We start from the raw sequence: 21893 nt of genomic DNA, 5'->3' as shown, positions 1-21893 counted from the left end.
ACAGGTTCTCCGGCTCAACGGCGTCTGACGGTGAAAGACGCACGCAAAAGGTGCTTCCCCCTGATTTCTGGCTCGGATGAGTGCATTTTTTAAGCAAAGCCTACATTGCGAAAATCCATATAAAACTGAAAAATATGAGTTTTTACAGCCTGGCATAACCCATGCACAACCTAATGTAACTGGTCATAATAGGTTGCAACGAAACAGGTATGGAAAATCAACTAAGCGATGTAAACGTTGTACCGATGCCGCTTTTCCAGCAAGTGAAGGAAAGTATCCGGCGGAAAATTCTGGACGGTACTTACGTTCCGCACCAGAAGCTGCCCAGTGAGCGGCAAATGATCGAGGCTTTTTCGGTCAGCCGCATCACCGTCCGGCAGGCACTAAGCCAGCTTCAGCGGGATGGCCTGATTTTCAAGATCAACGGTAAAGGCACCTTTGTATCGTTAGCGAAAGCCCAGTTTGACGTGTCAACACTGAAAGGCTTTGGTGAGAGCGCCGCCAGCATTGGACAGGCTGCTTTTTCCAAGCTTATTTCAATCACCACAGAGGTTCCAAAAGACACCGTGGCCAGCTGTCTAAAGCTTGCTAACGGTGTGCGCGCCACACGGATTCAGCGGCTGCGATACCTGAACTGTGAACCTCTGGCCTTCGATATCACCTACGCACCCACCCATGTCAGCGATGGATTTGGCAATGCCGATCTTGAGCAGCGGGACCTTTTCGATGTGCTTGAAAATGAATGCGGAATTGCCATCGGTTCGGCCCGAGTCAATCTGGAATCCATGATCTGTGACAGCGAGCTTGCCGGGTTTCTCAACATGGAGCCGGGCAGCGCAGCGCTGCACATCGAGAGAACGATTCTGGATCGTTCAGGTGAACCTCTGCTTTACGAAAACCTTTTTTACCGCGGTGACCGGTTTCGTTTCGGCATGGAAATCGTCCGGGCCCATCTGGGTTAATTCAGCGACAGGCCATTGATCATGAACACAGCGCAGCAAAACGAGAAAACCGGGGTCCGAAAAGTGACTGACAAGGGTGAGATCCGGACAGAGGGTCTGGAAGTTACCTACAACTCGGATGTCGGTCAGACCGTGGCCCTTTCCAAAACCAGCCTGACCATTCACCCCGGCGAATTTGTCTGCGTACTCGGGCCGTCTGGATGCGGAAAATCCACGCTGTTAAACGTGATTGCCGGGTTTGTGAAAGCGACAGAAGGTCGGGCCCTGCTGGACGGCAACGCTATCGAGCAACCAGGCGCGGACCGCAGCATGGTGTTCCAGCAGCACTCCTTGCTGCCATGGAAAACAGTTCGGGCGAACATTGAGCTGGGCCCGAAGTTCACAGGAGACATAGAGGCTTCCAGCACAGTCAACCACTTCCTGAAGATGGTAGGGCTGCAAAAATACGAGAACCACTATCCGGATCAGCTATCTGGCGGGATGCAACAACGGGTAGGCATTGCCCGCGCGCTGGCAACCTTTCCCAGAGTTTTATTAATGGACGAGCCTTTTGCCGCGCTGGACTACCAGACCCGTCTGATGATGCAGGAGAACCTGCTGAGCCTGTGGGAAGAGTTTGGCACCACGGTTGTGTTCGTAACTCACGATGTGGACGAGGCGATCTTCCTTTCTGATCGCATTCTGTTGATGAGCGCGTCGCCGGGGCGAATCGTGAAAGACATCGCCAATCCGCTGCCCCGGCCGAGAACGCAAATGATTTCATCTGAAGCCAAGTTTTTGGAAATTAAACGTGACTGTATGGAAATCATCCGTGCTGAAGCCCTGAGCACGTTTTAGGACCGCCTATGTCGATGGAAATGTTGATTCTGATGGTGTGTTTTCTGGGTGCACTGGTGCAGACCACGACAGGGCTGGGTTTTGGTCTGATTGTCGCGCCAATGTTGCTGGTGTTTCACGAACCGGTGGATGCCATACAGATCACCGGCACTCTGACCCTGATTTTGGCGGGTGTTATTACGCCCTTTGTGCGCGGTCATATTGTGCCGAAAGAACTGGCCGGGCTTGCCACAGGCAGTGGGATTGGTTTGCTGCTGGGGAGCGGGTTACTGCTGGTTTTGCCGATCACTGGTATCCGGCTGGCGGCGCTTGTTGCCTTGGGCTACTCCCTGGTCCGGTATGTCAATGCACTGATGCGATCCGCCGCACCGACTGCGCCGGAAGAAACGCAACCTTCACGCAGTCTGGCCGGCCTGATGTACGGCATGGGATCCGGTGCAATGAGTGCAACCCTGGCCATGCCAGGACCCTTGGCGCTGATTTTTCTGAGGAGCAGGGGGCATGCTCCAGACCGGGTGCGAGCAACTGTGTTCGCTCTGATGGTTGGCTCTTACAGCGGCATGCTGATTATTTCGGTGCTACTGAGTGGGCTTTCCCAGAACGTGTTGGACAGCGTGGTGTTCTACCTGGCCCCCACGTTCGGCGGCCTGGTTGTCGGGCAGTTTCTGGTTAACCGGCTGCCGACTCTGCTTTTTGACCTGATAACGACCCTGCTGATGCTGTCAACGCTGGCGGTGCTGGGTCTGAAAATTATAAACGCTGATTTCTGACATTCAAGGACAGACTATGACAATTAATTTCGCAGAATCCCTGCAAGCTTCCCTGATCGGGAGCATTGATGAGCAGGAATGGATCGATCTGACCATTGAAATGGTGGCCATCGGTCAGCCCAATTCAACCAATCCGCTGGACCCTGACATCCCCGCTGGTGAAGAAGAAGCTTACGCATTGTTTGTTGCGGGTAAGCTGGAATCCATGGGTTTCGAAGTGAAAAAATACGCCTCCCAGAGCAAGCGCCCGAACATAGTTGGGGTGCTGAAAGGCGAGGGTGGCGGCCCGTCGTTAATGATTAATGATCACCTGGATACCTATCCGGCGGTTGAGCCCGAGCGCTGGGACAAGTGCGGCGGTGACCCGTTCAAGGCGACCCGCCATGGCGACTGGATCTACGGCCGCGGCACGTCGGACACCAGAGCCAATTTGGCAGCCTCGTTGCTGGCGGTCAAGGCGGTGCTAGACAGCGGCGTCAGGCTCAAAGGCGATCTGATCTGCTGCTATACGGTGGATGAGGAAAAAGACGGGGTTCACGGCTCGATCTACCTTACCAAAACCATCGGCATCAGCGCCGACCACTCCATCACCATAGAACCAACAGCTTGGGGCAAGAGCGCCGAAGACTGGGGTATGAACCTATCGGTGGCCAACTCCGGACACTGTCTGGTGCGGCTGGTGGTGCGGGGAATCAAATCCCACATCTGGCGTCCGGATACCGGCGTTAATGCTATTTCCGAAGCATCGGAGCTGGTGCCGGTGATCAACGCCATGGCTTTTCGCCACAACCCCTCCGAGTTTCCGGGCCATACGCCACCCTGCGCTTGCGTGGTCAGGATGGCAGGCGGCCTGCCCGGTGAAATGCAGTTCACCCCGGATTCCTGCGAACTGACGCTGGCAGTGGTCGGCATTCTTCCCGGGATGACCATTGAATCGGTGGTAGAGGATATCTCAGCCACCGTCTCCGAAACGCTCATCGGTCATAAGGATACGGAATTCGAAGTGGCGCAGCTATTCGGCTCCCTGTTTGTCAACGGCACAGAGCCAGTTCCGATGCAGGAAGAACCGAATGTATCGCTGGCTGCGGCCTATCGCAAAGTGCTGGGCGAAGCTCCGATTCCGAACCGCAAGAATGCGTTTAACGACACCATCCGTTTTCGCGAGGCGGGAATGAACGCGGTGACTTTCGGGCCTGGTGAGGACGGTTGGTCGCCGGTGAATGAAAGTATTTCGATAACTAAATCGGTGGCTGCCATGAAGATACTGGCGCTGGCCATTCCCAACATTCTCGGCGTTGCAGAGTAGGTGAACGAAATGGGTATTCATAACGAAGACACCCCGCGGGCGATTTCCTTCGACGACGGAATACCCCAGCGACAGATGCGAATGCCTCCGATAATTCGCAAAAACATTGAGAACGGCAAATACCTGTCCTTTCTGACGGTTGCAGTGGTGCTTGGTACCTGGTTCCTGGTGACAGGCATGGGCTGGGCCAATCCGCTGTTTCTGCCGTCGCCGGTCAGTGTCTGGCAATCGTTTGTCGAGGTGGCAACGACCGGCTATCAGGGCTCCACGCTGGTTGAACACATCGCGACCAGCCTGTACCGAATTCTTACTGCTTTTGCAGCAGCTTGTCTGGTGGGCATTCCGCTGGGTGTGATGATGGGTACTTCCCGGTCTGCTCACCGGATCTGTAACCCGATCATCGAATTCTACCGACCGCTGCCGCCACTGGGGCTCTATACCTTACTGGTGATGTGGCTGGGTATTGGTGAATCGTCAAAGCTGGCGTTGCTTTTCTTGGCCGGCTTGCCCGGCATCATCATCGCCACCATTCAGGCAGTGTCGGACATCAACCCGAATTACATCCGTGCAGCGCGTTCGCTGGGCGCCAGTCGCTGGGACCTTGTCCGGGAAGTCTATCTGCCCGGTTCCGGCCCCACCATCCTCACCGGGATGCGGATTTCGCTCGGATTCGTTTACACCGTTTTGGTCGCGGCGGAGATAGTCGCGGCCACGGCGGGTATTGGCTGGATGATCTGGGATGCCGCCAAGTTCCTGATGGGCGACATCGTCATCATGGGCCTGATTGTCTTGGGAATCACCGGAATGGCACTGGATCAGGTTCTCAAGCTCGCAGGCCGAATCATCATGCCCTGGACCAAACTCAAGACTCTTTGAGTGAATATCAAAAACCCTACGGAGAACACCATGAAAACGTTAATACTTTCAGCTGTAACCGCATTGGGCCTCAGTATTGGAGCCGCACAAGCCCAAGCCGCCGCGCCAGAAGAAGTGACCATCGGTTACTTGAATCTGGTTAACGCCCAGTTAGTGACCAAGTCATTAGGGCTTGTGCAAAAGGAAATGCCTGGTGTGAAGATCAACTATATCAATGTTGGTGGCGGTGGCGACATGCTGAGGGCCATCGCAGGGGATCAGGTAGATTTTGGTGGTCTGGGCAACCCGCCCACGGCGATCGGTGTTACCCGGGGCCTGCCGATCCAGGGCATCATGGTTCTGAACATGCTCGACTATGTTGAGGCGATGGCGGTTCGCACCTCGGCGAATATAAAGCGTCTGGAAGACCTTAAGGGCAAGACAATCGCTGCGCCGTTTGGCTCCACCACCCATTACCTGTTGATGAACGCCCTGAATGATGAGGGTATCGACCCCGCATCGATGAATATCATCGATTTGCGGCCCAACGACATCGCACTGGCGTGGTTCCGTGGCGATATCGATGCGGCTTGGTTCTGGGAACCTGCACTGGGCCGTGTTCTGGAAGGCGATGCCAACCTGTTCATGACGTCCGGTATGATGACCTCCCGCGGATATCCCACTTGGGATGTGGGCGTTGTGATGAATGATTTTGCCGAAAAGTACCCGGATTACGTCGAGAAGTTTGTCCGCGCGGAATGCAAAGGCATCGACTTTTGGCTGAACAACCCGGCTGAGACGGCGGAAATCATCGCCAAGGAACTCCAACTGGACTTGCCGGACGCTGCGCGCATGATGAAGGGCACCAAGATGGTTTCATGTGATGATCAACTGACGGCAGAATACATCGGAGACAGCAACAAACGCGGCCAGTTCGTAGATACCCTTCTTTCTACCTCGACCTTCCTGTTTGAGCAGAAGCGCTTGCCGAACGTGCCTTCAAGAGAAACTTTCGAAAACTTCCTCGTGCCTGGGTACTTGGAAAGCGTTGTAAAATAATAGGCTAATGTTCATTCACCCATAACGACAGGATACATTCGGACATGCGAGTTTCTCTGACGTCTTATCAGGGGCTGGATCTGTTCCATCTCAGGGAAGGTTATTCAGCAGGGCGGTTTGTGCCCAGGCAGGTTGCTGAGGAGGTGTTGCGCCGAATCAGCGAGAGAAGCTCGCGTGCCGAATGGATTTGTCTCGTGCCGGAGGCAGAGTTACTGGCCCGCGCCGAACATTTGGCAACCCTTGATGCTAATTTGCCGCTTTACGGAATTCCCTTTGCGATAAAAGACAACATTCATGTTGAAGGGCTGCCGCTGACGGCAGGCTGCCCAGATTACCGGACACTTTCCACAACCACATCACCAGTTGTTCAGCGCCTGTTGGATCTGGGCGCCATGCTGATTGGCAAAAACACCATGGATGAATTCGCCACCGGAGTGGTAGGCGTTCGCAGCGATCCGCACCCGGTCAGCCCGTTCAATCCGGATTTTATTCCGGGTGGTTCCAGCTCTGGGTCTGGCGTAGTGGTTTCCACCGGCTGCGTGACTTTTTCTCTGGGCAGCGATACCGGCGGTTCCGGACGATTGCCCGCGGCTATGTGCAATATTGTCGGCTTTAAGCCGACGCCGCACCTGCTATCCAATGAGGGTATGGTTTACGCTAATAAAAGCATTGACTGTATACCCGTGTTTGCCCGCACTGCAGCTGAGGCGGAGTGTGTGTTCCGCCAGCTCATGGAAAACAACAGAGCGGCCGGTTTACTGGCGGACTCAATACCGGATTTAAAGCGAATTCGGATCGCAATTCCCGGCGCTGAGGGGCTTAACTTCTTTGGTGATGCTCGGGCCGAAGCCTGCTTCAAAGACGTGTTGAAGACGCTTGAAGCGCAGGGCGCCCAGATTGAACCGGTCGATTTCAGTGTGTTTGTAGAAGCGGGCGCTATGCTGTTTGACGGTGCTTTTGTCAGCGAACGATACGACTCCGTGGGTAGCTTCGTTAAACAGCACCCCGACAGTGTGAATGAAGTGGTTGCAGGTTGTATTTTGAAAGGTGAAACGGTCACCAGCCATGACATCTGGACTGATGTCGCCCGGCTGAACCATTTGAAAACCGCCGCCCACCAGCTTCTGGCCTCTTTCGACTGCTTGCTAATGCCCACCGCTGGCACGCTCTACCGGTGTGACGAAGTAAAAGCCGACCCGCTGGAACTGAATCGGAACATGGCTTACTACACGAATTTCGGTAATCTGCTCGAACTGTCCGTGGTTTCTGTGCCGGGTGGCATGCGCGATGATGGTTTGCCATTTGGGGTCAGTTTCGCCGGACCAAGATACAGCGATTATCAAATGCTCGCCTTGGCGAAGCAGTGGGAACAGATCAGCGGCGTCCAGCCTGGTGCGCCGGTATAGGTCGCAGGCTTCACGCCTGGTGCAAGTACCGAGGGATGAATCTTGAAAACATCATGGTCAGCAATACCGCTGTAGCACTCACGGAAAGAGAGAATGTTGAAGCCTTGGTGAGGATGATTCGGAGGCTGACTGAAGAGCATGGCGCACCTGCTTTGATCGTGGTTGATACTTTGGCTAGAAACTGTGTGAAAGCCAAGGTTTGGGAACACCAAAGCTCCAACTAGGCGAGCGGTTTCGGACACAGTTGAGCATTTGGAAACTCAGAATTTGATCATTACGAACAGAAAAAATAGACCCCTTCTGATCCGCTTGAAAGACTCGATTTTAGATTAAAAACAAAGTCTTGAATTTCGGAAACCCTACCGAACTTCTTTTTTTCTTTACACAATGTTCGGTTCGGTGGTTCAGTGTTCCCGCAAGTTCGCTCGGTGTACCCCCTTTACCACCAATTCAGCATCAGGCCCGGTCTGGGCGACTGACGCCGAACTCACGATTCAGTCTATTGGGAATGTCTGGCATCTCTACTGTTGCCTGTTTGTATGCATGCGGCCCTGGCTGTTTGCAGATCAGCCCCAGTTCACTCATCAGTCGACGAACCTTGAAGCGTCCAATCAAAACGTCTTCGTTGTTGAGCATGATGGTGATCATCCGGCTTCCTGCCGAGCTTCGACTCTTGCGAAATATCCGGTTTACACAGCTCGCAGAACCACTCGTTCGGCATCTACTTCAGACCATCTCAACCGGCTCCTGCTCACTCAACTGGTCTGTCAGCGCGTATGATTCATCTCGTCCGACATCAAGAGCGCGGCGCAAAAACTGCACCAGAAAGCACCTTTGAGTAAAAGCCCATTAAAACAGTCCACAGTTGCCACATATCAGTTTAAAAATCCTGAAAACTCTCCATGTTGCGCACTACGAAAGCGCAAAAGTAACGATTTGGTGCACATCAGCCTCGTTCTTTTTCAGCCGGCCGAATCTCAAACATTAACGTCAAGCGTTTCTGGAAGGCTTTAGTAAACTAGGGGGGCTTTTTGAGAGCGTTGTGGGATATCAAACCAACCGTAGTTCATGTACTTAGGCAGCGACATACCCCCTTTATTGTCTAGTTTTGAATCTCTTGCGTATTCCGGCGAACGTGAACACTCATTCTGGCTGAACGTGAACACCCTTTTTCCTAACACATCACCTACCGAGGTTTGTGCCTCGGTGTTCACGTCCAGTCAATTTCCTGAAGTCGCTGCCACAGAGACCGGTTGTCAGCAGTTTTTTTCCCCGCTCCAGCCAATCGATTTGGGCCATTTGCGCACCTGTGCTTTTTTGAGATTGCGCCGGTGTTGGTAATCGATGTCCTGAACCGAGGCGCAGAGCTTAAAGCGAGCCTGTTTTTGATGCTCCCGTGCCTGGAACTCTCGGTCGAGCAACAGTTCCAGGCGTTCGGTGCACGATAACTCATCATAGGTGTCTGGCTGGTTTTGTTGTCAAAGGCGCTGGTTAGCGCGGCAATCTGGTGCGTGGATCCGCCTGTTGCTCTAATGGTGTGCAGTGTATTAATAGGCTGCCGAGCCTACTTACATGCCTATTAGCATGTAAAACAGAAGCCTATGCAAAGTCGCTTCTATATGGCATGCCGTTTGCTAATGCTTTGTTAGTCAATCTATCGAGCTGGAGCACGTCGCATGCAACTGGATATCTACAAGACCTTGTGGGGCCATGAGGGTACGGTTGAGCAGGGCGCGGTGCTGGCTGTTGATGCTGGTTTTACCGGAATTGAAGCCCCGGCCCCTGCTGATGAAGGTGATCGGGAGCGTATGGCGCAAACATTCGCCGACCATGGTTTGAGTTACATTGCCGAGATATGCACGACGGGCAGCTATGTGCCTGATCGTCATGCCACGCCAGATGAGCACTTGGCCTCGCTTGAAACAAAGATCAAGCGCAGCCTGATGTTGAATCCGCGTTTTTGCAATGTGATGGGTGGCTGCGACGCATGGCCTCTGGACGTGCAAATCGATTTCTTCCGCCGCGCCCAGGACATGGCTGAGCGCTATGGCGTGCTTTGTAGCTTCGAAACCCACCGCAGTCGCTCGTTCTTTAATCCCTGGATAACGCGCGATGTTTTGCGCGCTTTGCCTGATCTGCTCATAACCTGTGATTTCAGTCACTGGGTGGTGGTCTGTGAGAGGCAGATGGATACCGAGTGGGACACCATTTTGGAAGTGGCGGAGAAGGCCCATCATGTGCACAGCCGTGTTGGCTACGACCAAGGCCCACAGGTTCCTCACCCTGCAGCGCCGGAATATGCTGAGGCGCTGGCTTCGCACGAGCGTTGTTGGCAAGCCATTTGGGCTAGCCAGGTACGTCGCGGTTATGCCGCCAGCAGCATGACCCCGGAATTCGGCCCCGACGGTTATTTGCATACACAACCTTTCACTGGCATGCCCGTTGCGGATCTCTGGCAGATGAATCGCTGGATTGGAGAGCGTGAGCGTGATCAGTTTGTACTTTGGCAGGCTGCGCAACAATAACAGTCTGCCGGTCAACAGAATCTGACGTTTTGCAGGTCATTACAGGAGTCGCATGCAATGCAGGTTTACAAGAACATCTGGCGTGACGAGGGCATGCTGCCCAACACCCTAGCTATCGGATATGTGCTGTTGACCTATTTTGGTGGCTGGGCCCTGTTATTTGTGGGTACCTGGTGGAGCCTAGTGCTGGGGGTAATCGCGGTGGCCCACGGTATGACAATTGCGGCGTATCTGTTGCATGACTGCGGGCACAACGCGTTGTGCAAGAAAGTTGAACACAACACCCGAGTCGGGCGCTGGATGAACGTGATCACCGGTTCCCATTACGGCACCTATGAAGACATGCGTTACAAACATATGCGCCATCACGTCGACAACTGCGAGCCGTTAGCCTTCGACTACCGGGTCTGGTTGCAAGAGCGGCCGGTGCTGTACAAGATCGTCTGCGGTCTGGAATGGTGTTACATCCCGGCGGTGGAGCTGGTCATGCACGGCATGTTGATCGCAGCGCCCTTTGTCTATGAAAGCAAAAAAGCCCAGCGTGGCCGTGTGGTGCGGGTGACTTTGCTGCGCTTCAGTTTCTTTGCACTACTTGTGTGGCTTGCGCCCCCGGTGGCGCTGGGGTATTCCGTTGCTTACTGCCTGTTTTTGACGGTTTTGCGGTTCATGGATTCCTTTCAACACAATTACGAAATTTTCTACACGTTGGACACAGCCGATATCAAACCGCCTTACAAAGGGAACCGTGAATACGAAGAGCACAATACCTATAGCAATTTGATTTCGGCGCGGTGGCCTTGGTTGAATCTGCTGGCGTTAAATTTTCCCTACCACAACGCTCACCACACCAAACCCAACACTGCCTGGTATCGATTGCCCACGTTTCACGACAGTCTATACGGTGATAACTGCCCGCAGCAGCTGAGTATGTGGGGGCAGGTGAAGAGTTTTCATCAACACCGGGTTAGTCGGGTGCTGGCTGAAGAATACGGCACGGCGGATGTGCGCGAAACGGTACGTGACGGCAAGGCAGTGGGGGTTAATGCATTGTCGTTCCTCACTGCATTCTGATGCTTTTTTTTCTTGCTGAGCAGGCTTTGGGTGGAGTGCACTGATGTCGGGATTCATGGCAGCAGTCTGGGATAGTCTTGACTTCAAGCAGCCCGTAGCACCGGGTGTCAAACTGATGTTAGGCGTGACAGCGTGGTTGGTTTTTGTACTAACGTGGCATTTCGCTGCAACAGCTACGGGAACACTAAGCCCGCTTTTTCCGGGGCCGCTACAGGTGTTTGAGGCGCTGCGTGAACTGTTTCTGGAGCGCGAGTTCAGCGTTGACGTGCTGAGTAGTCTCAAGCGCATTGGTGTTAGTTTTGCACTGGCGGTGGCGGTTGCTGTTCCGCTGGGGGTGCTGATGGGAGCGTTCCCGCTGGTGGCGGCGTTTTTCAATCCCCTGGTTTCGGCCTTTCGCTACTTGCCTGCGCCCGCTTTTATTCCACTCTTGTTGATGTGGCTAGGTACGGGGAATGAACAGAAGATTGCGCTGCTGGTCCTCGGCGTGGTGTGGTTTCTGATCACACTTGTCAGTGATGTGGTGCGGCAAGTGCCTGCAGATTTTATTGAGACATCAAAGACTCTGGGCGGCTCACGCCGAGTGATTCTTTGGACGGTAGTGGTACCCGCGGCATTGCCTGGAATTGTTGATACTTGCCGTCAGATGCTCGCGGTGAGTTGGACTTACCTGGTGATTGCGGAGATCGTCGCTGCCACAGACGGCATCGGAGCAATGATGATGCGGGCCAGACGTTTTGTTTACGTGGATGACATCATGGCCGGGATTGTGGTGATCGGCGCGCTGGGATTGTTGTGTGATTTGGCTTTTCGAGGGGTGCACTGGTTGGCGTTTCCGTATTTACGGCAGCGGGAGAGGTAAGCCTTTCGCGCCGCGGCCGTCGCGGAAAGGGTTCAAAGATTCATTCATTTAGGAGATTGACTATGCGATCGAGTAACTGGAGCAAGGCAGCCAAAGGGTGTTTACTGGGCGCAGCATTCACGTGCGCTACAGGGATCGCTCAGGCGACGGAGAAGGTTAATGTGTCGTTGTTCTCGTGGCCTGGTTATGGCTTCTGGTTCATCGCTAAGGAAAAAAACCTGGTGCCCAAACTGGACCTGAATATCATTATTATTGAGGATCCGTATGAAAGCTTTGGCCTGATGACAGCCGGTCAGTTGGATATTACCTCTAGCACAGTCGAGTACGGCCCGATTGCGGTTGATAAGGGTGTGCCAGTCAAGTTGGTGACCTATACCAACCCTTCGTTCGGTACCGACAAAATCATCTTGGCACCGGGCATCGAATCTGCAAAGGACCTGATTGGCAAGAAAATCGCAGTGATGGAAGGAGGCCTGACGCAGATCTTCATGGGTATCTGGCTGGAACAAAATGGTGTTTCCATCGATCAAGTTGAGTTCGTCAACGTGATCATGGATGAGGCCGTGGGCGCCATGCTGGGCGGCAGTGTCAGTGCGGTCGAGCTTTGGGAGCCCTTTGGCAGCCAGCTGCTGAAAAATATGCCTGGCGCCCGGGTGGTTGCGGATTCGAGCGAAGATGACTGGATCAGTACCGCGTTGCTGGGCGACGGCATGTATATGAGCGAAGCCTTTCTGACTGAGCGCCCGGAAGCAGCCAATCTGGCGGTGGAAGCCTATTTCAAGGCAGTCGATTACTGGAAGGCCAATCCGGAAGAAGGCAATCGTATTATTGCTGAAGCGATTCAGTTCAATGTCAGCGATGTGGAGATGGTCATCGGTACTGATGGTGAGATCTACAAGGGCGGCATCATGGTGTTCGATTTGGAGGAAGCCGGGCGCTTTATGGGTGTGGCCGAGGGCGAGCTGCCGTTAGGTATGACCAATGGCCAGATTGTTCAGCACTGGAACACCACCAATACCTGGTGGCAAAAGTTCGGTATGGCCGACGCCATGCACGATTGGACTACCGGTGTTGAACTGAGCCCGCTCAAGGCGGCGCTGAAAGCAAAATGAGTGCGCAAGCAGTCAATCTGGATGCCGGCTTTCAAGGTTTGCAGATTAATCAGGTTGGCAAGGTGTTTGCCGACAACGGCAAACAAGTCGTTGCCGTGGAAGGCGTCAGTTTTGACGTCGACCCACGGCAGGTGTGCGTCCTGCTTGGCCCTTCGGGCTGCGGCAAGTCCACCGTTTTACGCATGATGGCCGGGCTTGAACGTCCGTCCAGCGGCAACGTCAGCCTCAATGGTGAATTGGTGCGCGGGCCGAACAGGGATAGGGGCATGGTGTTTCAAGGCTATACCTCATTTCCCTGGCTCAAGGTCCGTGAGAACGTGGCGTACGGTCTGCGAATCAACGGGGACGTCATTGCGTCAAGGGAGGGCACGGTCGATTATTTTCTCGAGCGTGTCGGCCTGAGTGCTTTTGCCGGTGCCTATCCTCACCAATTATCCGGTGGCATGCGCCAACGCGTCGCCCTGGCACGCGCCCTGGCCAATAGCCCCAAAGTGTTGCTGATGGACGAGCCTTTCGGCGCACTGGACGCGGAGACGCGTTGGCAAATGCAGGAGCTGCTGCTCGACGTGATCCGCAAAGAACGTATGACGGTGGTGATGGTTACCCACGATGTCGAGGAAGCGTTGCTGCTGGGCGACCAAATCGTCTTCCTGTCACGTCATCCGGGACGCGTGAAAACCATTCTGTACCCACCCTTTAAGGCCTGCAAGGAGATCAACACCCGTGAGGATATGCGTGGTCACCCTGAATATGCAGCGATGGAGAAGCAGATTCTAGGCATGATGCGGGAGGAAGGCGGACATTGATGTTCGTTCGTTGACTGAGAGGGCTATCGCATTGATGTGGCATTCACCTCCGGTAGCTGACCCGCTAGGAGTTGGCTACTGCAGCTCTCAACCAAGGTTGCAGTGCCGTCGTTACTTATGGTCTGGAATCATATTGTTTCCTTTCTTAGTAGTCGATCGTAAGCTGGGTCTCAATCTTTGCTGGGCGCTGCTCAATCCTGGTGTAGTTCAGAATTTTTCCAAGACCTGCACTCGTTAATCGTCGTGTTGTGACAGCCCACCGTATCTGCAATCTGCCGCCGGCTTTGGCTTACAGTCAATAGCGCTGAAATTTGGCATCTTGGTGCCTGAACTAGCTGTCGATACCCCGTGATTTCCTTCACTTCGGTCGGCAAAGCGAATGAGGATATCGGCAACGGTCCCCCATTTTCACCTCGTCATCTCAAAGTGCTGCGGTTCATTACCCACTCATCTTTTATCTATAGTGGTCTGTCCTCGATCTACGGCGGCGACGCTCTGCTGCCCATCGTAGTCAGTATGCTGGTGTGCTCTGCAGGCACGTTCATCCTAGCACTCGGCGCGATGGGGCAGTGAGCCGAAGAATTTCCTGACCGAAGCCACTATCACGACGCACACCGAGTGGAAAAGATTGAGCGAGGAAACTGGTGGCTGCTTCGTCTTACACTGAATGCCCTGCAACTCGCTTGCACCAGAATGAAACATCAATAGGATGCGCACGCTCTATTTTAACGATCACGACCCATGAATCCGGTTGATTTTTCGCCGGGCAACAGCCAAGCTTAACTTCGCAACTAGTTGTATATAATACGGTTATTCAAATTAATCTGAGTTTTGGCACAGATTTCACCCTAACTTGAGAAATCAGTGGAGCTCCAACTGTTGGGCTTGCACTCTTACTTGTACTTCCGGGAAAACCCGGACGGCTTTTCAGCTGTCTTTCTGTTTGGACGACCAGATGACCTTTTGGCAATGTGAGGTTATCGAAATGTCAGCAACAACTCCCGCATCTACTGGGCACAGTGCGTTACAGTCACTACCTGTCGTTAATGTTTCTCAGTTTCGCTAACGGCGAGTCGGACAACCAGACCATCGTTTACTGGTTCCTGAGCCGGAACTTCACCACCGACCTCCGCTTGCCGCAGCCAGCCTGACAGGCGTGATGACCAAACTTGCTCAGCAACTCAGCGTTTGAGGTGCTTCACCTTCCGGGGCACTCTCCTGCTGGCATCGGCCTTTGGAGAAAGTCTATTGGCACGTCATTTTTCGGCGATGCCACTAACTAGCAGGATTCAAGAAAACCTCGCCAACCACCCAAGTGTGTGATTTCGTCGGCGCCTTCCAGCCCTATGGGCTCGCAGATAAAGCCTGACACCCATCGACCATTCGCCAGTTCTACTTTGCCGATACCAAGGGGCGCTGGAATGCCCGCCACAAAACTGCCGAACTGATCCTCCGGTACCCGCCAGATTTCCACTGGCAGACTGATGCCGCTAGTTTCATCACGGAACATGCCAGGGCGCAATGGCGGCCCACCTGCCAGCAGGTACATGCGGTAGCAACTGGCTGTTTCGGTGGTTTCCGACAACACCGCGTTGCGGCTGGTGAGCTGATGGTTCAGGGGCAGCCCGGTGAGGTGGGCGCCGCACACCAGTACCTCTATTGTGCCGACTGTGGCCGTCAGTGCCGGACTGACCAGGGTATCTTCGAGCGCGCCAACGGTGTCGCTTGTCAGGGGGTGTAGGCGGCTGGCCAGAGCCAACAGGGCCTCGTCTTGGAAGGCTGGCATGAACAATGTGCAGCCCAGCGGCAGCCCGGTATCGAGGAACCCGGACGGCACCGAGATGGCGCTGTAGTCCAGCAGGTTCATGAAGTTGGTGTAAGTGCCCAAGCGACTGTTGTGGGCCACCGGTTCTTGTTTCAACTGATCGATGGTGTAGATGGTCGGGGTAGTCGGAGTTAGCATAACGTCGACCTGCTCCCATACCCTGTCCGCCCTATGTTTCAATGCCTTCAGTCGGTACTGGGCTTGAAATGCATCGGTAGCGGAGCCATCAGCGCCTTGACTGATAACGCCACGGGTTACCGCAAGCAGGGCGTTTGGTTGTTCCTGGATCAGCGGGCTGGTGGCGAGGTAGCGTTCCGCCACCCAAGGGCCTTCGTACAGCAGTCTGGCGGCATCCAGGAAGGGTTGGAAATCCACCGTGACCCTTTCGCCACCCAGGGATTCCAGTTGGCGAATGGACTCGGCAAACAGCGCCCGGGCGCCCTTATCGCCATCAAAATCCAGCTGCTCATCTGCCGGTATACCAAAGCGAAAATGTTCCGGCAGAGGGCGGTTCCCGGTGGGGGGTTCGCGCTGCCAAGGGTCGTCGAGGTCGGTTTCGGAAGCGACAGACAGTACGCTTTGGGCCTGGCCGGCGGTACGGGCGAAGATGGCGACACAGTCCAGGCTCTGACAGGCGGGCACTACGCCGCGCACGCTTAGTCTTCCCAGTGTGGGTTTTAGCCCGATCAGGTTATTGAATGCTGCGGGTACCCGGCCGGAACCGGCGGTATCCGTGCCTAAGGCAAAGCTGACTAGCCCCAGGGCGGTGGCAACGGCGGAACCGGAAGACGACCCGCCGGAAATATAGTCGGTATTGAAACTGTTATGGCAGGCTCCCCAGGGTTCCGGTGAGCGTGTACCCACCAACCCGGTGGCAAACTGATCGAGGTTGGTCTTGCCTAATGGAATAGCACCGGCGCTAACCAGGGCCTCGACTACGGCAGCGTGCCGTTCCGGGTGATAGCGATAGGCCTCACAGGCTGCGGTGGTGGGCATGCCAGCCACGTCAATGTTGTCTTTCACGGCAAACGGTATGCCATACAGAGGCAGCTCATCCGGGCTGGTCTGCTGCAGGCGTTCGAGGTAGGGGGCCAAGTCCTCTTCGCTGGCCAGGAATATCCAGGCGTTATGGTCGCTGAACTCCGCCGCCCGTTGCAGCAAGTGGGACACCACTGTGGCGGGTGTGAGGTTGCCGCTGCGGTAGGCCTGTAACAATGACGGAATGTCAAGATTGATTGTGGTCTTCATGGGGTTCTCATGCTGACAGGCTCCGGGCCGTCTTCGACACGGAGGTTTCAATGGATTTATAGATCTTCCGGTCGTTCTGACCGATCGGCAGGTCGTAAGTGATGGTGGCGCCGAAGGCTTCCGGTTGTTGCGGATCGTTACGGACCTTGTCGAACACCAGCAGGCGAGTGCCAAGATGAAAACCTTCGTAAAGGTCGTGGGTCACCATGAAGATGGTGGTGCCGGTATCGCGCCAGAGTTTGAGAATCAGTTCATGCATGTCGCCACGGATGCCTGGATCCAGCGCACCGAAGGGCTCATCCAGCAGCAGAATTCGGGGTTTCATGACAAAGGATTGGGCAATGGCCAGGCGTTGCTGCATGCCACCGGACAGTTCGTGGGGCCATTTGTTGGCGGCATGGGCCAGCCCCACAGACTCCAGCATGGCGTCGACTTCTTTTAATGCTTCCCGGCGTGCTGACCCGAACAGTTTGCCCAGGAAGGGTCGCTGCTCCAGCTCCAGCCCCAGCAGCACGTTCTGGCGCACAGTCAGGTGCGGAAACACCGAATAGCGTTGGAACACGACGCCGCGGTTACGGTCCGGTTCTCTGGGAAAGGTGTTGCCCTCAAGCAACAGCTTGCCCTGGCTTGATGTTTCCTGGCCCAGAAGCATTTTCAAGAAGGTGGACTTGCCGCAGCCGGATGCACCTACCAACGTGCAGAACTCGCCCTGACTTACACTCAAGTTGAGGTTTTCCAGCACGATTTGATCGCCGTACTGTTTCCAAAGATTTTTGACGGTAATGAAACTCATCAGTGGCCTCCCGCATTGTACCAAGGGAACAGTTTGCGGTTGGCTAAGCCCAGACACTGGTCGATAACGATGGCGAGAATGGTAATCCAGATGACGTAGGGCAATATGACATCCATCGCCAGGTAGCGTCTTACCAGGAAGATGCGGTAGCCCAGTCCTTCGGTGGACGCTATGGCCTCCGCCGCAATCAGGAATAGCCAGGCCGGGCCCAGGCTGAGCCGAACCGCATCGATCAGGCGGGGTAGAATCTGAGGCAACACCATGCGGGTAATGACTTGCCAGGAGTTGGCGCCCAGGGTTTGAATTTTGATCAGTTGCTCACCGGGGAGTTCCCGGACTCGCTGAGCCACATCCCGCATCATGATGGGCGCGGTGCCAATGACGATAAGCATGACTTTGGAGAGTTCGCCAAGACCAAACACGATAAACAGGATGGGCAATATCGCGAGCGGTGGCACCATCGAGAGTGTCGACACCAGAGGCGCAAGGCTTGCTCTTATCAGGGGCAGAACCCCGTTGATCAACCCCACCACCAGCGCCAGCGACGCGGCAATACCGACACCTAAGCCCAAACGCTGGAGGCTTGCGGCGGTGTCTTGCCACATCAGGTAATCACCACTGCGACGGTCTTCCTGAAACGCCATGCGATCAACCGCGGCCATCATTTGTTCAGAGCCGGGCAGCAGTTTGTCGTTGGGGTTGTCCGCCAGGCGCTCCTGGGAGGCCAGGCTGTAGATCAGCATGATCAACAGGAAGGGCAGCAGGCCTAACAGGGTGGCCGAAACCCGCCCCGGGTGGCGGTTGATCAGTCGCATACGTTTTCTCCTCTGGTTAGACAACACGGCACAATCATCGCGGGTAACAGCATCACTTGCGATTCAGTCTCCCGGGCTTTTGTCCCGCCGTGTAACCTCCCAGAGGTCGGTAACTCTCGGACCAGCCATCCGGGCTGCTGTTGCAGATTCGCCCGGACCGGAACCCTAGTCACCCATTGTATCCGTCTGTTTCGAAGCGTGGCTTGCCCTTTCGTGAAGGGCGCTGTGAACGATGCTGTCAACGGATCAGGTTTATCAAAACCATCTACCCGAATTGTTGCAGATGGCGTGCCAGCTTCGTGAAAACGGTATATTCGGTGCGGCCTGGTGTAAATGATGGATAGAGGCTTGCTCTATTTTTGTGCATTGTGCGTTCAGCTGCACTGTCATGGCTCTATTTCCGGCAACAGAGATTGGGCCGCCGCCAGAATTTTCTGGTGGCTCTGTGGTTCTCGCCCGGCACCACCGGCAATATGTCCCCAGTCAGAAGTTAGTGCGTCAAACGCGGCCCCCGGCATTTGATGGGCATCCTGCCTGGCATCCTCGGCGGTGAAATAGAGATCTGTGGTACTCGGCATCACCCGCGTGGGCATGGTGATCGCGTTAAGGGCTGAGTTGTAATTGCCCTTAAACACCGGATTGTCACTGATATTGCCCCGTTGCCAGGTGTCCAGAACAGTCAGCAGATTGTTGGCGTCCTGAGTCAGGTGGTCCTGTTCCCAGAATTGCAGCAGAGCTTCAATGGAATTGAACCCGAGGCTTCGCCAGAGTTCATGGCGGAAGAAGGCCTGGGAATAGGCCCAGCCAGCGTACACTCGGCCAAAGGCCTTGAGCCCGTGCTCAGGTGGATTCTGGTAGTGGCCACCCTGAAAGTTTTGGTCACAGGTCAGGGCGGCTTTGACGCCCTCCAGAAAGACCTGATTGTGGGGGTAACAGCGTGCGGTACAACAGGTGGCCAGCACGGAGCGTACCTGCTGCGGAAACAGGCAACCCCACTGAAGCGCCTGCATTCCGCCCATAGACCAGCCCATCACCAAGGCAATACTGGCGCCGCCAAATACCTCGTCCACCAGCCGTTTCTGCAACATCACATTGTCGTAGAGACTGACTGTCGGAAAGCCCGGGCCTGCCTGTTCTCCGGGTGTGTTTGACGGAGACGAAGACTCACCGGCGCCAAGCAGTGAAGGAATCACTATGCAGTATTCATCCGGATCAAGGGGGCTGTTGCGGCCAACCCAGGGATGGTTGCCGGTGGCTGCACCACCGTAGTACGTGGGCAGCAGTATCAGGTTGTCTTTTGGTGCATTCAGCTCCCCAATCTGGTGATAGTGGAGGCGTGCCGAGCGCAGCGTTTCACCACAGTAAAGGGGTAAGTCGCCCGCCTCAAAATCCTCTGTAAGCCATTGCTTTACAGTCATTTTAGTTCTCTCCCTCGGGGCGTTTTGCGGCCTGTTCAACTTGGATTTCTTTTTTTACATACACTATGGCATGTATATTGAATGGTTAAAATCAAGAAAGAAACATGCCAGAACATAAACCGACGGCTCGCCTTGCCGGGCTGAAGAGAGGAAATACCATGAATGACCTGATCAATACCCAGGCCCTTAAGAAGAAGCTGGCGGATGCGGGCGTCAAATACGCCATTGCCAGTTACGTGGACATCCATGGCATTACCAAGGGCAAGTTTGTGCCTGTGGCCCATCTTGGCCAAATGATGAAAGGCTCCGAGCTTTATACCGGTGCCGCTCTGGATGGTGTTCCCCAGGACATCTCTGACGACGAAGTGGCCGCCATGCCGGATGCAGAGGGCCTCGCCATTTGCCCCTGGAACCGGAAGCTGGCCTGGTTTCCCGGAAATCTTTACCTCAATGGCGAGCCGTTTGAAGCCTGCTCGCGCAATATTTTCCGGCGCCAGTTAAGTGTCGCCGAAGATATGGGCTACCGCTTCAATCTGGGTATCGAAACCGAGTTTTTCCTGTTCCGGGACACCGAGGGCGGCGGCTTTGCTCCGTTGAGTGATCGCGACAACCTTGGCAAGCCCTGCTACGACCCGCGCACTCTGATGGATAACCTGCCCATTCTGGACGAGCTGGTGGACGCCATGAACGAGTTGGGCTGGGATGTGTATTCGTTCGACCATGAAGACGCCAACGGCCAGTTCGAAACCGACTTCAAGTACGCTGATGGCCTGACCATGGCCGATCGCCTGGTGTTCTTCCGCATGATGGCCAACGAAATCGCCCGCAAACACGGCGCCTTCGCGAGCTTCATGCCCAAACCCTTCGCCGACCGGACTGGCAGCGGTGCTCACTACAATATGTCGCTGGCCGACATCAAAACCGGCGAGAACCTGTTCGAACCCAAGAATGACGACCTGCATAACTGTGGTATCAGCAAAATCGCCTACCACTTTATCGCCGGCGTGCTGAAGCACGGCGCCGCAATCACCGCCGTCATCGCCCCCACGGTCAACAGCTACAAGCGCCTGGTGCGCCAGGGAAGCATGTCGGGCTCGACCTGGGCACCGGTGTTCATGTGCTACGGCCCCAACAACCGTACCAACATGATCCGTATTCCCAGCATGGGTGGCCGCATTGAGTGCCGTGCAGCGGATATCGCCTGCAACCCCTACCTCGGAAGTGCCCTCATCCTGGCGGCGGGCCTGGAAGGTATCCGCGAGGGCCTCGATGCCGGCGATCCTCACCACGAGAACATGTACAACTACAGCGACGCAGAAATTGCAGCGCAGGGCATCGAGTATCTGCCAAGGAATCTGGGAGAGGCCGTGGAGGCATTCGCAGCAGATCCGCTGGCGAAAGAAGTCTTCGGCGAAGCCATGTTCAACAGCTTTATCGAGTACAAGAAAGGGGAGTGGGAGAGTTACCAGAACCATGTGTCGTCCTGGGAAGTAGACCGCTACCTGAAGATGTTCTGATCGTTATTTCCTGCCCAGCAATGCCCAGAATCGCCGTTGAAAAAACGGCGTTTCTTCCTTTAAAGAAAACAGCTTTGGTGAAAACAGCCAAGTCTGGGTAATGCCCATCAGGTAGGTATAACTCAGCAGTCCGAGGCCTTTCGGGTCTTCGTCTGCTGCAATTGAACCACGTTCCACAGCTTGCGCAACGAGATCCTGAAACAGTGAAATAATAGAGTCCGTCAGCGCTCGCTCCCGCTTCAGTGTGCGACTCATCGCATCCGTCAGCTCCGTTTTGTTCAACAGAATCTCGAACGACTGGCGGTATTTCCTGTTATTTGCCAGCAACCCTAGCCACCGCTCAACAAAATGATCCATAGCCTCTACCGGTGTTTCCCGCATGCCAGTGCACTCAGCAACCAGTCCCTCAAGCGGCTCTTGGGAATAAGTCAGCACCGCCTCGTATAGGTCATCTTTGGTTTGAAAATGCCAGTAAATCGGCCCGCGACTGCAGCCGGCTTCTTTGGCGATACGGCTGAGCGTAGTAAGCGAGTAACCATCGCGGCTAAAGAGCGTTAACGCGGCTTCGAGAACCGTCTGGCGGGTTTTTTCGGCATCTTCCTTGGTACGGCGCATGGGTATTAATTCTCTCCGGTTAACTGTACACAAACCTATTTCCAAGCCAACAAAAAAGGGCACGAACATCGTGCCCTTCGGTTTTCAATCAGGC

General features: G+C 54.8%; 19 protein-coding genes, 1 pseudogene and 1 riboswitch. Of the genes and pseudogenes, 14 read left to right on the top strand and 6 right to left on the bottom strand.

Annotated features, from left to right (window positions below; all coding sequences use genetic code 11):
• The first annotated feature begins 209 nt into the window (after positions 1-209).
• From ABA45_RS15470 to ABA45_RS15435, 8 genes are read left to right on the top strand one after another with little or no spacing between them, the layout of a single operon-like run.
• Entirely contained in the window at positions 210-962 is a 753-nt protein-coding gene (locus ABA45_RS15470; protein ID WP_014872547.1) for a GntR family transcriptional regulator, read from the top strand.
• A gap of 21 nt (positions 963-983) precedes the next feature.
• On the top strand, positions 984-1799 hold the full coding sequence (locus ABA45_RS15465) for an ABC transporter ATP-binding protein (RefSeq protein ID WP_048387618.1): 816 nt from the start codon (positions 984-986) through the stop codon (positions 1797-1799).
• An 8-nt stretch (positions 1800-1807) separates the two neighbouring features.
• Positions 1808-2569 (top strand): TSUP family transporter, encoded by a 762-nt coding sequence (locus tag ABA45_RS15460; protein WP_048387616.1) that lies wholly within the window; start codon positions 1808-1810, stop codon positions 2567-2569.
• Between the two features lie 16 nt (positions 2570-2585).
• Entirely contained in the window at positions 2586-3875 is a 1290-nt protein-coding gene (locus ABA45_RS15455; protein ID WP_048387613.1) for a M20 family metallopeptidase, read from the top strand.
• A 9-nt stretch (positions 3876-3884) separates the two neighbouring features.
• Positions 3885-4751, top strand: a complete 867-nt coding sequence (locus ABA45_RS15450) for an ABC transporter permease (RefSeq protein ID WP_014872543.1) — start codon at positions 3885-3887, stop codon at positions 4749-4751.
• A 30-nt stretch (positions 4752-4781) separates the two neighbouring features.
• A complete protein-coding gene (locus ABA45_RS15445) occupies positions 4782-5789 on the top strand; it encodes a taurine ABC transporter substrate-binding protein (protein ID WP_014872542.1) in 1008 nt (335 codons plus the stop codon).
• Positions 5790-5833: 44 nt separating this feature from the next.
• Positions 5834-7195, top strand: coding sequence for an amidase family protein (locus tag ABA45_RS15440; protein ID WP_048387611.1), 1362 nt, complete (start codon positions 5834-5836; stop codon positions 7193-7195).
• Between the two features lie 35 nt (positions 7196-7230).
• On the top strand, positions 7231-7419 hold the full coding sequence (locus tag ABA45_RS15435; protein ID WP_048387608.1) for a hypothetical protein: 189 nt from the start codon (positions 7231-7233) through the stop codon (positions 7417-7419).
• A gap of 238 nt (positions 7420-7657) precedes the next feature.
• Here ABA45_RS15435 and ABA45_RS19825 read toward each other — a convergent pair.
• Positions 7658-8002: pseudogene (locus ABA45_RS19825) on the bottom strand (IS3 family transposase); the annotation flags it as partial.
• A gap of 869 nt (positions 8003-8871) precedes the next feature.
• Here ABA45_RS19825 and ABA45_RS15420 point away from each other — a divergent pair.
• The 5 genes from ABA45_RS15420 to ABA45_RS15400 all read left to right on the top strand — a co-directional run bounded on the left by ABA45_RS15420 (position 8872) and on the right by ABA45_RS15400 (position 13568).
• The gene (locus ABA45_RS15420) at positions 8872-9720 is read left to right on the top strand and encodes a sugar phosphate isomerase/epimerase family protein (protein ID WP_048387604.1); all 849 of its coding nucleotides are present in this window, start codon (positions 8872-8874) and stop codon (positions 9718-9720) included.
• A gap of 57 nt (positions 9721-9777) precedes the next feature.
• Positions 9778-10791 carry a fatty acid desaturase gene (locus ABA45_RS15415; protein ID WP_048387602.1) on the top strand — a complete coding sequence of 338 codons (1014 nt, stop codon included), beginning with the start codon at positions 9778-9780 and terminating at the stop codon, positions 10789-10791.
• Between the two features lie 43 nt (positions 10792-10834).
• Complete coding sequence (locus tag ABA45_RS15410) at positions 10835-11650, top strand: ABC transporter permease (protein ID WP_227506052.1); 816 nt, start codon at positions 10835-10837, stop codon at positions 11648-11650.
• A 62-nt stretch (positions 11651-11712) separates the two neighbouring features.
• The gene (locus tag ABA45_RS15405; RefSeq protein WP_083847072.1) at positions 11713-12762 is read left to right on the top strand and encodes an ABC transporter substrate-binding protein; all 1050 of its coding nucleotides are present in this window, start codon (positions 11713-11715) and stop codon (positions 12760-12762) included.
• On the top strand, positions 12759-13568 hold the full coding sequence (locus tag ABA45_RS15400) for an ABC transporter ATP-binding protein (RefSeq protein WP_048387600.1): 810 nt from the start codon (positions 12759-12761) through the stop codon (positions 13566-13568). Before ABA45_RS15405 ends, ABA45_RS15400 begins: the two co-directional genes overlap by 4 nt.
• A 1279-nt stretch (positions 13569-14847) precedes the next feature.
• Here the strand turns inward: ABA45_RS15400 and atzF are convergent.
• The 4 genes from atzF to ABA45_RS15380 all read right to left on the bottom strand — a co-directional run bounded on the left by atzF (position 14848) and on the right by ABA45_RS15380 (position 19667).
• Positions 14848-16641, bottom strand: a complete 1794-nt coding sequence (gene atzF, locus ABA45_RS15395; protein ID WP_048387596.1) for an allophanate hydrolase — start codon at positions 16639-16641, stop codon at positions 14848-14850.
• A 7-nt stretch (positions 16642-16648) separates the two neighbouring features.
• Positions 16649-17434 (bottom strand): ABC transporter ATP-binding protein, encoded by a 786-nt coding sequence (locus tag ABA45_RS15390; RefSeq protein ID WP_048387594.1) that lies wholly within the window; start codon positions 17432-17434, stop codon positions 16649-16651.
• On the bottom strand, positions 17434-18249 hold the full coding sequence (locus ABA45_RS15385; RefSeq protein ID WP_048387592.1) for an ABC transporter permease: 816 nt from the start codon (positions 18247-18249) through the stop codon (positions 17434-17436). Before ABA45_RS15385 ends, ABA45_RS15390 begins: the two co-directional genes overlap by 1 nt.
• A 66-nt stretch (positions 18250-18315) precedes the next feature.
• Positions 18316-18429: riboswitch (guanidine-I (ykkC/yxkD leader) on the bottom strand.
• 206 nt (positions 18430-18635) lie between these two features.
• Positions 18636-19667: an alpha/beta fold hydrolase gene (locus tag ABA45_RS15380; RefSeq protein WP_048387590.1), complete on the bottom strand. Its 1032-nt coding sequence runs from the start codon at positions 19665-19667 to the stop codon at positions 18636-18638.
• Between the two features lie 158 nt (positions 19668-19825).
• On the opposite strand from ABA45_RS15380, the gene glnT reads away from it, so the two are divergent.
• Positions 19826-21184 carry a type III glutamate--ammonia ligase gene (glnT, locus tag ABA45_RS15375; protein ID WP_048387586.1) on the top strand — a complete coding sequence of 453 codons (1359 nt, stop codon included), beginning with the start codon at positions 19826-19828 and terminating at the stop codon, positions 21182-21184.
• A 3-nt stretch (positions 21185-21187) separates the two neighbouring features.
• On the opposite strand, the gene ABA45_RS15370 is transcribed toward glnT, so the two are convergent.
• Complete coding sequence (locus tag ABA45_RS15370; RefSeq protein WP_048387583.1) at positions 21188-21799, bottom strand: TetR family transcriptional regulator; 612 nt, start codon at positions 21797-21799, stop codon at positions 21188-21190.
• Positions 21800-21893: the final 94 nt, after the last annotated feature.

This window comes from Marinobacter psychrophilus, from assembly GCF_001043175.1.
GTDB lineage: Bacteria > Pseudomonadota > Gammaproteobacteria > Pseudomonadales > Oleiphilaceae > Marinobacter > Marinobacter psychrophilus.
The sequence above is the reverse complement of the archived record's forward strand: the minus strand, read 5'-3'. Positions and strand labels throughout refer to the sequence as shown.